This is a genomic window from Actinoplanes sp. NPDC051405 (assembly GCF_055586185.1).
Window position 1 is genome coordinate 212304 of the sequence record NZ_JBVJIR010000016.1, and the last position, 13302, is coordinate 225605.

Consider the following 13302-nt stretch of genomic DNA (forward strand, 5'->3'; position numbering starts at 1 on the left):
GGACAATGGCAGAGCCCACAGGTACGGCCCGCCAGGAGGCCGAGAAGCTGGTCGCGACGGTTCTCGCCATGGCGTCCCAAGCGGGCCTGGGCGGCCCGTCCGAGGACCGCGACCCGGCTGCCCGGACCGGCCTCACCGGCTTGACGGACCGGCTCTCCGGCCTGATGGACCAGTTCCTCGGCGGCACCCCGGACAACCAACCGGCCAGGCCGAGCGAGACCACCGACCGCGACCACCCCACCGACCCGCGCGAAGCGGGCCCGGGCGTGGCTACCGACTCAGGCGAAGCGGGCCCGGGCGTGGCCACCGCCTCGCGCGAAGCCGGCTCGAACGCGGCCGCCGACCGGCGGGAAGCCGGTGTCGGCGGCGGTGATCGACACGCCACCGGCTCACCGCAGACCGGTGCGCGGGGCGCGGCCGAGCGCGCCGACGAAATGCCGGGTGCGCGGGATGCGGCCGAGCGCGGCCACGGAATGCCGGGTGCGCGGGATGCGGCCGAGCGCGGCCACGGAATGCCGGGTGCGCGGGATGCGGCCGAGCGCGGCCACGGAATGCCGGGTGCGGGGGGTGCGGCCGAGCGCGGCGGCGGAATGCCGGGTGCGGGGGGCAGCGGCGAGCCGCGGGGCGGTGCTCCGGCAGATCGCGATCAGCCGGGTTTCGACTGGCGCGAGGCTTACCAGCACACGCTCGACTCACTGGGCGCGCAGGCACGACAGGCCGCCGGCCGGCAGTTGTGGGCGGGTGCCACCCGCTTCGGCGGCTGGTCCACGGGCAGTGCGGAATGCTGCATGTGCCCGATCTGCCGGGCCATCGCCGGAGTGCGCAACCCGACCCCCGAGCAGGCCGAACGCCTGGCGACCGGCGCGGGCGACTTCGCGAGCGGAGTGGCGAGCCTGCTCCGGGCCTTCTCGACGGTGACGGGCACGACCGGAACGTCGACCCACCGCAAGCCACCGCCCCGCCCGACGACCACGCCGGACCAGGCCTGGTCCACGGCGACCCGCCGGGCCAAGCCGGCCGAAACCACCCCGCCCGACTACGAGGTCCGCGAGACCGACGACCCATGGACGGCGGCGACCCGCGCTCCCCGCCCTCAAGCTGCGGAGGCCCCGGCAGCGCGAGCCACCGCACCGGAAGACCCGACGACCGGGACCGCGGCCGACCAAGCAGCCACCCAGACCGACGCAACCGGCCCCGAAGCCACTCCCACCGAGCCGGCAGCCGCACCGTCGTCCAGGCCGGGCGACCCCTGGGCGGCTGCCACCCGCACCTCCCAACCACCCACCCGACCGCGCACCGCACCCGCCCCGACGCCCCGCCCAGCACAGAAGAACCCCGACTCGAAGCCGGATGGTCCCGCCCGGCCGGGCGCCCACGCGAAGCCGGACGGTCACGCGGGTGCCCGGCGAGACGCCGGTCCGGCTGGTGGGTCGGCGCAGGCCGCAAGCCAAGCCGCCGCGCAGACGGACGCCGTCGGCGCCGCGCCGACGTCTACGACCGCCGCGCAGACGGACGCCGTCGGCGCCGCACCGACGTCTACGACCGCCGCGCAGACGGACGCCGTCGGCGCCGCACCGACGTCTACGACCGCCGCGCAGGCGGACGCCGTCGGCGCCGCGCCGACGTCTACGACCGCGGAGGAGGCGAACGCCGCCGGAGTCGCGGCGGACTCGGCCGAGGCCGGTGCGTGGGTCGTGACGCCTGGCGGGTCCGTCTCGCACCCCGCGCCCGACGCTGAAAGCGCAGACCAGCAGCCTCAGAAGAAGGCGGAGCCGGCGCAGGGTGACCCGTGGGCTGCTGCGACTCGTTCGCCCAGGCGGGCCGGCAAGGCCGCACCGGGCCGGCCATCCGCGGGGACCGCTCCCACTGCGGCCGCGCAACCCACCACCGACCGCCCCGAAAGCACCCAGCCCGCTCCGATCCAGGACCCCGCTGCTGCGGTTGATCAAGCCAGTGCGCGTACCGGAAAAAGGCCTCAAGAAACCCGATCCCCCACCCCCTCCGGACGCCCTCCTCTGCCTGACAATGGTCCCGGCTCCCCTCGACGCGTGACGGGGGCCACCGATGTCTGGGCGGCGGTTACCGCCGCAAATGGCGACACGGCCGGTGATACCGGCGTGGCGCATACGCCCAGCGTGGATCATGATGTTCCGGGCACTGCGCCGGCTGCTGAGGCGGCCGAGGGCCGTGGTGCCGGTTCGGGCGACGACGCCCGTCCCGGCGACGCGGTGTGACACAACAGAGGGGACGGGCAGCGTGACGCTGACCATCGGAATCGACGTCGGCGGCACGAAGGTGGCCGGCGGGGTGGTGGACGACCGCGGCGTCGTGCTCGCGCAGACGCGGCGGGAGACGCCGGCCGAGGATCCTGCCGGTACCCGGGACACCATCGTGGCCGTCGCGGCCGAGCTGGCTGCCGCCCATCCGGAGGCCAAGGCGGTCGGCATCGGTGCTGCCGCCTGGATCGACGCCGCCGGGGCCACCGTCCTGTTCGCGCCCAATCTGGCCTGGCGGGACGAGCCGGTACGGGATTACGTCGCCAAGGCCGTCGGGCTGCCCACCGTGCTGGAGAACGACGCGAATGTCGCCGCCTGGGCCGAGTTCCGGTACGGCGCCGCCCGGCACGCCGACGACTCCATGGTCATGATCACTGTCGGGACCGGGATCGGTGGCGGCATCGTCATCAACGGCGGGTTGTGGCGGGGCGCCAACGGCATCGCCGGCGAGCTCGGGCACATCCAGTCCGTGAACGACGGGCATCCGTGCGGCTGTGGCCGGCTCGGCTGCCTGGAGCAGTACGCCAGTGGCAACGCGCTGGTGCGGTTCGCCCAGGCGGGCGCGCGGCAGGAGCCGGGGCGGGCGACGTTGCTGCTGGAGCTGGCCGGTGGTGATCCGGCCGCGATCGGCGGGCGGATGATCACCGAGGCCGCGCACGGCGGGGACGGCGTGGCCCGCGACGCGTTCGCGCAGATCGGCTACTGGCTCGGGGTCGCGATGGCCGATCTGGCCCAGGCGTTCGACCCGCAGGTGCTGGTGGTCGGCGGCGGCGTGATCGACGCCGGCGAGCTGTTGATGGGACCCACCGAACGGACGTATCGGGACCAGCTCGCCCAACGCGGGAGGTTTCCGGTCGCCGAGATCAGGGCAGCTGAGACCGGCAACACGGCAGGTGTGCTCGGCGCCGCCGATCTCGCCCGACGTATCTGACCAACGACGAGGAGCACGCCGTGTCCGGGGTCCCGCTGCGGGTGTTGAGCTACAACGTGCACGGCCTGCGCGACGATCGGGCGGCCCTCACCGGGCTCGTCCGCGACCTCGCCCCCGATGTCGTCGTCGTGCAGGAGGCGCCGCGCCGGTTCCGCTGGCGGCAGAAGTGCGCCTCCCTGGCCAGCGACTTCGGCATGGTCGTGGCCGCCGGCGGGCTGCCCTCGCTGGGCAACCTGCTGCTCGTCAGCCTCCGGGTACGGGTGCACGAGCAGTGGTGCCTGCGTTATCCGCTCACCCCGGGCCGGCACCTGCGCGGCGCCGCGTTCGCCCGGTGCTCGGTGCGCGGCGCCCGGTTCACCGTCTCCGGTTCGCACCTGGCCACCGATGCCCGGGAACGCCCGGATCAGGCGGCCCGCTGGAAGGAGGCACTGGCGGCGGTCGACGGTCCGCTGATCGCCGCCGGTGACCTCAACGAGGGGCCGGGCGGGGGCGCCTGGCGTACGGTCGCCGACGGTCTCACCGACGCCGCCGGTGCCGCCTCCGCGGCCCTCACCTTCCCGGCCACCCTGCCCCGGTTGCGCCTCGACGGGCTCTTCGTCTCGCCCGACATCACGGTCGAGCGGTACGAGGTCGTGGAGACCGATCAGGCCCGCCGGGCCAGCGACCACCTGCCCGTTCTCGCGGAGCTGTCCCTGCCTTCCGAGTAGCTCTCGCTTCTGCGAGGATCTCCGGGTGCCCGACACCCCTGAGATCGCCGATCGGCACGACGCCGTCTGTGTCATCGGCGCCGGCGGCAGTGGCCTCGCGGCGATCAAGAACCTGCGTGAGCAGGGCTTCGCCGTCGACTGCTACGAACGTGAGACGTCCGTCGGCGGCGCCTGGAACTGGCGGCATGACCGCAGCCCGGTGTACGCCTCTGCCCACCTCATTTCTTCCCGCCCGCTCACCGAGTTCCCCGACTTCCCGATGCCCGACGACTGGCCGGACTACCCGCACCACAGCAAGCTGCTCAGCTACCTGGAGCGGTACGCGCAGCACTTCGGTCTCGGCGACAGCATCTGGTTCGGCACCGAGGTCGTGGCGGTGACACCGGTCGGCGACGGCCGCTGGGACGTCACCACGCGCAGCACCGGCGGCGGCGTCGAGCGGATCCAGCGGTACGCGGCGGTCGTCGTCGCCAACGGGCACAACTGGTCGCCGAAGCCGCTGCCGGTGGACACGTCGAAGTACCGGGGGCAGGTGATCCACGCGTCGGCGTACAAGGACCCGGCGCAGTTGCGCGGCCGCAAGGTGCTGGTGGTCGGCGGCGGCAACACCGGCTGTGACATCGCCGTCGAGGCCGCCCAGCAGGCGAGCGCGGTCTGGCACTCGACCCGCCGCGGCTACTGGTACGCCCCCAAGTACGTCTTCGGCCGCCCCGCCGACCAGGTCAACGACAAGATGCTGCAACTGCGCCTGCCGTTGTGGCTGCGCCAGTGGATCTACCACCGCACGCTGCGGCTCACCGTCGGCGACATCACCCGGTACGGCCTGCCCGAGCCTGACCACCGCCCGTACGAGAGCCACCCGGTGGTCAACAGCCAGCTCGTCTACTACCTGGGCCACGGCCGGATCACCCCGGTGCCGGACGTGACCCGCCTCGAGGGGTCGACTGTGGAGCTGGCCGACGGCCGCCGCGTCGAGCCCGACCTGGTCATCACCGCGACCGGTTATCTGCCCCGGTTCGAGTTCCTGGCCCCCGAGCTGCTCGACATCGACGACGACGGCAAGCCCGATCTGCATCTGCACGCGTTCGCCCGCAAGCATCCGACGCTCGCGGTGATCGGGCTGGTGCAGCCGGACGCCGGGCTGTTCCCGCTCGCGCACTGGCAGAGCGTGGCCGTGGCCCGCTGGCTGCGGTTGCGGGCCACCGACCCGGTCCGGGCGGCCGCGGTGCAGCAGCGGGAGTCGGCGCGGCCGCTGCGGTCATGGACCCGGCTGCGGGTGGTGCCGTCGTCGCGGCACTGGTTCGAGGTCAGCCACACGAGTTATCTGCGCACTCTCGAAGATCTGTTGAAGCAGCTGGAGCCGGCATGAGTCCGCAGGTGTTGCGGTTCGCGGACTGGACGTCGCCGGTGCCGCCGGTGCGGCGGGAGGTGCTCAGCGCCGTTCCCGAGACCCCCGAGGACAACAATCCGCCGGTGCTGTTCGTGCCGGGGCTGGGCCACGGCGCGTGGGCGTTCGCCGAGCACTGGCTGGGGCACACGGCGTCGCGCGGCTTCGCCGCCCATTCGGTGAGCCCTCGGGCGAACGGGTCGCTGCGGGCGTACGTGCACGACGTCGTGCAGGTCGCGGCCGGGCTGCCGCGGCAGGCTGTGCTGGTCGGTCACGGCGCGGGCGCGCTGGTGGTGGCGCATGCCCTCGCGCGGTATCCAGCCCGGGCCGCGGTGCTGGCCTCGCCGGTGCCGGAGGGCTGGTCGGCGCTGGGCGCCGCGTTGCGGGCCAATCCGTTCGGCACGCTGCCCGCCATGTTCGGGGCGGCGCCCCGGCTGAGCCGCAAGCAGCTGTTCAGCGCCGGGCTGGCCGAGGCCGACGCCTACCGGGCGAAACTCGAGCGCACCCCGGCCGCGGTCTATCGGCAGGTGCTGTTCGCGCCCTCGCCGGCGGCACCGGTCGGTGACCCGCCGACGCTCGTGGTGGGCAGCCCGGACGACCGGGTGGTGCCGCGCAAGGCGCTCGACCGTACGGCGGCCCGCTTCGGCGCGGCCCCGCTGCTGTTCCCCGGCATGGCCCACGACCTGATGCTGGACACCAACTGGCCGGAGCCGATCGACGCGATCCTGGACTGGCTCGCCAAGGAACTCGCCGGCTGACCGCGTCACCGGGCGTCGGCGTAGGCGGCGAACCGGTCGACGAGGCTCTGCGGCGCGTTGTCGTCGAAGCAGAGCGCCAGGTTGTCGGCGGCCTCCCGGGCGGCTTCCGTGCTGCGCGGGAAAAGATTTTTCTCGTACGCGGAAAGCGCGGCCTCGACGTCGCCGGGGTGCGCGGCGATGGCCGTGCCCAGTTCGGCGCCGTCGAGCATGGCCAGGTTGGCGCCCTCGCCGGCGAACGGCGACATGAGGTGCGCGGCGTCGCCCAGCAGCGTCACGCCGGGCACCCGCTCCCAGCGGTGCTCGATCGGCAGGGCGTGGATGGCCCGGGGGTGCAGGGCGCCGTCGGCCTCGGTGATCAGCGCCCGCAGTTCGGGTGACCAGTCGGCGAAGTGCTCCAGCAGGACCGCCTTGGCCCGGCCGGGGTCGGTGAAGTCGACGCCGGCGATCCACTCCTGCGGTGTGCTGAGCGCGGCGTAGACGTGCAGGCTGCCGTCGGTCTCCCGGTGGGCCAGGAAGCCCTTGCCCGCGCCGAGCGCGAACAGCATGCCGGCGCCGACCACCGCGGCCGGCCCGGGGTGCCGGGCATCGGCGTCGAGCAGGTCGATCTCGACGAACGACACCCCCGCGTACGCCGGCCGGGCCTCGGACAGCAGCGGCCGGATCCGTGACCAGGCGCCGTCCGCCCCGACCAGGACGTCGCTGACCACCGTGGTGCCGTCGGCGAAGCCGAGCTCGTGCCGGCCCGCGCCGAGGGCCCGGGCGCCGGTGAGCTTGCGGCCCCAGCGGATGGTGCCGGCCGGCAGCGACTCCAGCAGCATCCGCCGCAGGTGCCCGCGGTCGACCTCCGGGCGGGTGCCGTCACCCTCGTCGGCGTCCTCGTGCAGCACGGTGTTGTGCCGGTCCAGGACCCGGGTGGCCTCGCCGCCGGGGTGGATGATGGCGCGGAACTCGTCGATCAGCCCGGCCGCGTGCAGGGCGACCTGGCCGTTGTAGTCGTGGATGTCGAGCATGCCGCCCTGGGTGCGGGCGGCGGGGGAGTCGTCGAACTCGTAGATGGTGGCCGGGATGCCGTGGACGTGCAGGACGCGGGCCAGGACCAGCCCGCCCAGCCCGGCTCCGACGATGGTGACGGTGGGCGTGTGCATGATGCCTCCAGGGAGTACGTGTTCGTGACGAACATGTTCGGAACGGGCAAGGCTTGTTCAGTCGATCGGGGTGCTGCTCAGTCCCTTGGCGGGATGCTGCTCAGCCCATTGATCAGGGCGGCGAAAGCCCAGCGGGTGCGCTGCTCGCCGGTGCCGGAGAGCAACTCGTCGCGGGTGCGGTGGATGTGCGGATAGCTGTCGGCGTCCGCCTCACGGACGACGGCCGCGAGTTCCTCCTCCTCGCCGGCGGCCTCGGTGGCCTCGTCCCGGCTGCCCTGCTCGGCGGCGACCGCGGTGGCGTGCTGGAGCAGCAGGTCGACGCCCCAGGCGGCCTGGCGGACGGGCACGCCTTCGGCGAGCAGGAGCCCGAGGATCGTGTCGATCAGGCGGAGGTAGTGCGGTCCGCTCGGGCGCAGCGTCAGCACCGAACGGGCCAGGCTGGGATACCCGAAGAGCAGGACGGTGTACTCGTACAGCAGGTCGATCAGCTCGCCGGAGAAGTCGAGGTCGGCCAGCAGCTCGTCCAGCAGGGCGCCGTGCAGCTCGGCGGTGTTGCGGACGTAGACGTACAGCGAGGCCGGGCCGGTCTCCAGCTCGCTCGCCAGTCGGCGCATGGTGAGCCGTTCCAGGCCCTCCGCCCGCATCACCCGCAGCCCGGTCGCCACCAGGACCTCCCGGCTCAGGGGAGCCTTAACCGGACGATCACGGCGACTGACGGGGACGCGGCGCGGGCTCATGAACATGATCGTAGCGAACATGTTCGTCATCCGCAACGACGCTATTTGCGCAGGCCCGCCGCCAGGCGCCCGGAGTGGTCCAGCGCGGTGAGGTAGGCGCGCGCCCAGGCGAGGATGTCGTAGCGGGTCAGATGGTCGCGCATCGCCCGCATCCGGCGTCGCAGGTCCGCCGGGTCGGCGTCGAGTGCGTCCAGCAGCGTCGCCTTGAGGCCGTCCACGTCGTGCGGGTTGACCAGGAACGCGTCCTCGAACTCGGCCGCCGCCCCGGCGAACTCGCTGAGCACCAGCGCTCCGGTGCCGGCGGCGCGGGCGGCCACGTACTCCTTGGCGACCAGGTTCATGCCGTCGCGCAACGGGGTCACCACCATGACGTCGGCGGTCAGGTAGAGCGCGGCCAGGTCGGCGCGGTCGAACGGCTGGTTCAGGTAGTGGATGGCGGGTTCGCCGACGCGGCCGTACTCGCCGTTGATCCGGCCGACCTCGCCCTCGATCCGGTCCCGCAGCACCCGGTAGCTGTCCACGCGTTCCCGGCTCGGCACAGCCACCTGCACCAGGACGGTGTCGTGCACCTTGACCCGGCCGTCCCGCAGCAACTCGCTGTACGCCGTCAGCCGGTGCTCGATGCCCTTGGTGTAGTCCAGCCGGTCGACGCTGAGCAGCACCCGCCGCGGCCGGCCCAGGTCGGTGCGCAGCTGCTCGGCGTGCTCGACGATGTCGGGGCGGGCGGCCAGCGCCTGCATCTCGCTGACGTCGATCGAGACCGGGAACGCGCCGGTACGCACCACCCGCCCGTCCAGGGTGATCTGGTCGTCGGTGGACCGCGCGCCGAGCAGCTTGGTGGCCAGCTGGGCGACGTTGTGCGCGGCCTGCGGGCGCTGGAAGCCGACCAGGTCCGCGCCGAGCATCCCGCGCAGCAGCTCGACCCGGCGGGGGAGCTGCATGAACAGCTCGGGCGGCGGGAACGGCACGTGCAGGAAGAAGCCGATGAGCACGTCCGGGCGCAGCTCGCGCAGCAGCTGCGGGACCAGCTGCAGGTGGTAGTCCTGGATCCAGATCGCGGCCCCGGGCTCGGCGACCTCGGCGGCCGCCTCGGCGAAGCGCCGGTTCACGTCGCGGTACGTCTCCCACCAGCGCCGGTCGAAAACGGGCTGCTCGACGGCGTCGTGGTAGAGCGGCCAGAGGGTCGAGTTGGCGAAGCCCTCGTAGTAGCCGCGAAGCTCCTCCTCGGACAGTGCCACCGGCCGGATCCGCAGGGTGCCGATGTCGGGCAGGGTGGGAGCGCTGTCGATGCCGCCGTTCCAGCCGACCCAGGTCGCCGGTGTCTGCTGCAGGATCGCGTGCAGGGCGCTGGCCAGGCCGCCGGGGCTGCGCCGCCATTCACATGCACCGTCCGGGGCGGCACTGTCATCCAGTGGGAGGCGGTTGGCGACGACCACGAGCGAGCTCTGGCGCATCCACGAAAGGTTACGCGATGGCTACCGAGAGGAACAACGGCAGTGATCTATGTCCTTTCGGACCGTCTTCAGACGACTGCGCCGTCGTCGAAGTCGTCGTCGTCGTCGCCCGAGCGCAGCCGCCAGACCAGCGTCACCGCGCCGCCGACGATCGCGGTGAAGCCGATCAGGGTGACGAAGTTGCGCTCGATCGGCAGCAGCCACGGGAACAGGAACAGCAGGAAACCGAGCACCACGCCGAGCACACCGGCGACCGCGTACTTCGAGATGTGCGGCAGCGGCGGCGGAGGCGGCGGGGTGTAGCGCTCGTCGTCCTCGTCGGTGTCGTCGTCATCCGTACCGGCGCCGGTGCCGAACGTGTCCAGCCCGTCGAGCAGGGACGGCTCATCCGTACGGCGGCGGTTGAGCGAGACGCCCGAGAAGTCGGCGGCCGACGGCAGGGTGCCACCCGGCCGGCGCGGCTGCTCCGGCGGATCGGACGGCGGCAGCTCCGGCGCGCGGGTCGGATCCACTCCCTCCGACGCCGGCCACGGCGGGGCTGTCGGATCGATCGGGGTGTGGAAACCGGCAACGATCTTGGCCCACTCGGCGTCCACGGTGCTCTGGTCGGTGCGGGTCTCGGACTTCGGCGTGACCGGGGTCGGTCCCACCCCGCCGGTCAGCTTGTGCAGATGCTCGCGGGCCGTGGCCAGATGGGTGCGGTCGACATAGAGCCGGTCGGTGGGCCGGGCCGGGAACGTCGTGGCGCGCAGGATCGGATTCAGGTCCGCGGACGGCTGCAGGTATGCCGCGATACCACCGGCGGCCAGCACGTCCAGGAGGTGTTCACCGACGCGGGGATCCACGTCGCCCGCGGCCGCGTAGTCGGCCGCGTCGAGCCCGTTGTCCCGCCGCCCGCGGCGGGCGCCACCCGCTGACACCCTGCTCACTCCTCGCTTCGCGCCGTCGCGCGCTGTGCCCGCCCCGTCCGGCGGATTCGGTACCCGTTCAGCTGCGCCCGGCCGACCGTGCCTTGAATGGTGACACGTGACATGCCGGTTCCGGGAGTGCGTTGTGGCGTGCCGCTCCCGCTTCGTACGCTTTCGGTGGCCACAGACCGTGGCGCGCGGGAAAGGACACCGGTGTTCTACTGGCTGCTCAAGTACGTCGTGCTGGGACCCGTCCTGAAATGCCTCTTCCGCCCCGATGTGGAGGGGTTGCACCACGTACCGCGGAGCGGACCGGTGATTCTGGCCTGCAACCACCTCTCCTTCTCCGACTCGATCTTCACACCCCTGCTGGTGAATCGGAGGGTGACGTTCGTCGCCAAAGCGGAGTACTTCACCGGTAAGGGGATCAAAGGCTGGCTCATGCGACAGTTCTTCGTCAGCACGGGGACGATCCCGGTGGACCGTTCGGGCGGCAAGGCGGCCCGGGCGGCTCTGGACACCCAGCTGCGGGTGCTGCGCGGCGGGAACATCGCGGGCATCTACCCCGAGGGGACGCGCTCGCCGGACGGCCGGCTCTACCGCGGCAAGACCGGAGTGGCCCGGCTGGCCCTGGAGAGCGGCGCCCCGGTCGTGCCGGTCGCCCTGCTCAACACCGACGAGATCCAGCCGACCGGCAAGCTCATCCCCAAGATCAAGCGGGTCCGCATCCGCTTCGGCGCGCCGCTGGACTTCTCCCGCTACGCGAACTCCCTGGGCGACCGCTTCGTCGAGCGGGCGGTGACCGACGAGATCATGTACGAACTGATGACCCTGACCGGCCGCCCCTACGTGGACGTCTACGCCGCATCCCTGAAAACAGCAATCGTCGCCCCGAGCCGCTCGACTTCCGCGACCGTGGAAAAAACCTGACCCTTTGCGGTACGCGTGCCGGCGTCACCCGACCGCAACACCGGGGCTGGAGTGGCGCGGTAATCGGCTCGATCGGGTCTGCGGCGCCGTCCCGCTGGGACCGGCCGGACACGGACCCCGGCCCGCTTCGCCGGCCGCGACGCCAAGCCACCCTCGGCCTGGTCGACGCCTGGACCGGCCGCCCAGCCCGGAAGCTGCGAAACTCCAGCCCCGGACCTGCGGTTGCGCGACGCCGGGACGCGTAAGGGAAAAGAGGAAGCTACCGGTCCGCCATGCCGGCCCGGCGGCGAAGGGCCGAGACGTCCGTGACGACGATGCGGCGGCCTTCGGTGCGGAGCCAGCCGCGGCTGGCGAAGGAGCCGATCGCCTGGTTGACGCTCTGCCGGGAGCCGCCCGCCATCTCCGCCAGCTGGCTCTGGTTGAGCTCGATCGTGATCATCGGGGCCTGGCTCTCGCCGGCCAGCCGGACCAGGGTCTTGGCCACCCGGCCGGGCAGGTCGAGGAAGACGTGGTCGGCGTTCTGCTCCGTGAGGCGGCGGATCAGCGCGCCCACCGAGCGCATCACCGCGTCCAGGATGCGCGGGTTCGAGTGGACCAGGTCGATGAACGCCACGCGGGACAGGGCCAGGGCCTGGCTGTCCTCGATCGCTTCGGCCGACGCTGAGCGGGTCAGCGCGTCCAGCAGGGAGACCTCGCCGAGCACGTCGGGCGGGCGGACCACGGTCAGGACCGCGCGTTCGCCCGTCGGGGCGGTGCGGAAGACGGCGATGGCGCCGCGGCGCAGGATGATCAGGGAGTCGCCGGGGTCGTGCTCGACGAAGAGGATCTGACCTTTGCGGTACGTGCGTGGCACCGCGGCTGCGATCACCCGCTGGCGGACGTCCGGCTCCAGCCCGGCGAACATCTCCACGCCTGTGAGCGCGTCTCCTTGCTCTGCCAGTCGATGATCCACGGTCAGTCCCTCCCCGATCGGGACCCCCGTGGACACAGTTGTCCGGCGCCGGCCCCACGACGCGAACGATCACTCTTAGCATGAAGAGCCACGTCGACGCCATTTGATACATCCAGCAGACGCGTACGATCATCCCGCTTGCGTAGCTATCTGTACACCCTCTAATCGCCCGGCGTGACTATCGCCCACGGTGTCCGTCGTCATTACGGTCTGTACCGGGATAATCGCCGCCGTGCCGGATGACGACCTTCTTCGATCGACTTTGCGCGACCAGTGGCACCTCGTACCCGCCGAGATCACGGCGCTGCCCGGGGGTCTGCTCTCGCACGGCTGGGACGTGACCGCGGGCGGCGAACGCTTCGTGGCCCGCCTGGCCGACCCCGCCGCGCGCCAGCCGGTCGAGGCCGGCCTGGCCGCCGCCGAACACCTGCGGGGCACCGGCATCGAGGCGGGGGAACCGGTGCGGACCCTGGCCGGCGGCCTCACCGCGGAGACCCCGGCCGGGGCGCTGGCCGTGCTGCGCCGGGCCCCGGGCCGTACGCTCGACGGCCGCGACCCGGTCGACCAGCAGTTCTGGGGCGACCGCCTGGGTGCGGTGCACAGCCGGCTGCAGGGCTTCCACCACCCGGGGCTGCGCCGCTGGAACCTGCTCGACCCGGAGGCGGCGCACCTGGCCATCGAGCCGTGGCTGCGCCCGGCGGTCACCGAGGCGGTCACCGCCATGACCCGGCTGACGGTCACCGACCGGCTCACGTACGGGGTGCTGCACGGCGACCCGGCTCCGGAGATCTTCCTGATCGACCCGGCGACCGGCCGCGCGGGCCTGCTCGACTGCGGCGCCAGCGGCACGGGCCCGCTGCTCTACGACGTGGCGGCGGCCGTGGTCTACGCGGGCGGCACCGACACCTCGGCCGAGCTGCTCGACGGTTACCTCGCGGCCGGCCCGGTCGACGAGGGTGAACTGCACGCGGCGCTGCCGGTCCTGCTGCGGTTCCGCTGGGCGGTGCAGGCCGACTGGTCGGCGCAGCGACTCGTACGCGGTGACGACGGCAACGCCCGGGAGGCGCTGGGCCGGGCGCGGCAGGCCCTGGCGGAGACCACCGGCGCGGCGTAGGCA

12 protein-coding genes are annotated in these 13302 nt (G+C 72.7%); 7 read left to right on the forward strand and 5 right to left on the reverse strand.

The window, feature by feature from the left end:
• Positions 1 to 5 precede the first annotated feature (5 nt).
• Genes ACZ6S4_RS31450 through ACZ6S4_RS31470 form a run of 5 tightly spaced genes read left to right on the forward strand, consistent with a single transcriptional unit; the run spans position 6 to position 6059 of the window.
• The gene (locus tag ACZ6S4_RS31450; protein WP_465478373.1) at positions 6 to 2234 is read left to right on the forward strand and encodes a hypothetical protein; all 2229 of its coding nucleotides are present in this window, start codon (positions 6 to 8) and stop codon (positions 2232 to 2234) included.
• 22 nt (positions 2235 to 2256) lie between these two features.
• Positions 2257 to 3207: an ROK family glucokinase gene (locus ACZ6S4_RS31455; RefSeq protein WP_465478374.1), complete on the forward strand. Its 951-nt coding sequence runs from the start codon at positions 2257 to 2259 to the stop codon at positions 3205 to 3207.
• 20 nt (positions 3208 to 3227) lie between these two features.
• A complete protein-coding gene (locus tag ACZ6S4_RS31460; RefSeq protein ID WP_465478375.1) occupies positions 3228 to 3914 on the forward strand; it encodes an endonuclease/exonuclease/phosphatase family protein in 687 nt (228 codons plus the stop codon).
• Between the two features lie 25 nt (positions 3915 to 3939).
• Complete coding sequence (locus ACZ6S4_RS31465) at positions 3940 to 5283, forward strand: flavin-containing monooxygenase (protein ID WP_465478376.1); 1344 nt, start codon at positions 3940 to 3942, stop codon at positions 5281 to 5283.
• On the forward strand, positions 5280 to 6059 hold the full coding sequence (locus tag ACZ6S4_RS31470; RefSeq protein WP_465478377.1) for an alpha/beta hydrolase: 780 nt from the start codon (positions 5280 to 5282) through the stop codon (positions 6057 to 6059). Before ACZ6S4_RS31465 ends, ACZ6S4_RS31470 begins: the two co-directional genes overlap by 4 nt.
• A 5-nt stretch (positions 6060 to 6064) precedes the next feature.
• Here ACZ6S4_RS31470 and ACZ6S4_RS31475 read toward each other — a convergent pair whose 3' ends face one another.
• The 4 genes from ACZ6S4_RS31475 to ACZ6S4_RS31490 all read right to left on the reverse strand — a co-directional run bounded on the left by ACZ6S4_RS31475 (position 6065) and on the right by ACZ6S4_RS31490 (position 10315).
• Positions 6065 to 7204: an FAD-dependent oxidoreductase gene (locus tag ACZ6S4_RS31475; RefSeq protein ID WP_465478378.1), complete on the reverse strand. Its 1140-nt coding sequence runs from the start codon at positions 7202 to 7204 to the stop codon at positions 6065 to 6067.
• Between the two features lie 77 nt (positions 7205 to 7281).
• A complete protein-coding gene (locus ACZ6S4_RS31480; protein ID WP_465478379.1) occupies positions 7282 to 7869 on the reverse strand; it encodes a TetR/AcrR family transcriptional regulator C-terminal domain-containing protein in 588 nt (195 codons plus the stop codon).
• Between the two features lie 113 nt (positions 7870 to 7982).
• Positions 7983 to 9395 carry an alpha,alpha-trehalose-phosphate synthase (UDP-forming) gene (locus ACZ6S4_RS31485; RefSeq protein ID WP_465478380.1) on the reverse strand — a complete coding sequence of 471 codons (1413 nt, stop codon included), beginning with the start codon at positions 9393 to 9395 and terminating at the stop codon, positions 7983 to 7985.
• A 68-nt stretch (positions 9396 to 9463) separates the two neighbouring features.
• On the reverse strand, positions 9464 to 10315 hold the full coding sequence (locus ACZ6S4_RS31490; RefSeq protein WP_465478381.1) for a DUF308 domain-containing protein: 852 nt from the start codon (positions 10313 to 10315) through the stop codon (positions 9464 to 9466).
• A 201-nt stretch (positions 10316 to 10516) separates the two neighbouring features.
• On the opposite strand from ACZ6S4_RS31490, the gene ACZ6S4_RS31495 reads away from it, so the two are divergent.
• The gene (locus ACZ6S4_RS31495) at positions 10517 to 11233 is read left to right on the forward strand and encodes a lysophospholipid acyltransferase family protein (RefSeq protein ID WP_465478436.1); all 717 of its coding nucleotides are present in this window, start codon (positions 10517 to 10519) and stop codon (positions 11231 to 11233) included.
• A 259-nt stretch (positions 11234 to 11492) separates the two neighbouring features.
• On the opposite strand, the gene ACZ6S4_RS31500 is transcribed toward ACZ6S4_RS31495, so the two are convergent.
• Entirely contained in the window at positions 11493 to 12185 is a 693-nt protein-coding gene (locus tag ACZ6S4_RS31500) for a Crp/Fnr family transcriptional regulator (protein ID WP_023359859.1), read from the reverse strand.
• A 232-nt stretch (positions 12186 to 12417) separates the two neighbouring features.
• Here ACZ6S4_RS31500 and ACZ6S4_RS31505 point away from each other — a divergent pair, with 232 nt between their 5' ends.
• Positions 12418 to 13299, forward strand: coding sequence for a phosphotransferase enzyme family protein (locus ACZ6S4_RS31505; protein ID WP_433726539.1), 882 nt, complete (start codon positions 12418 to 12420; stop codon positions 13297 to 13299).
• Positions 13300 to 13302 lie beyond the last annotated feature (3 nt).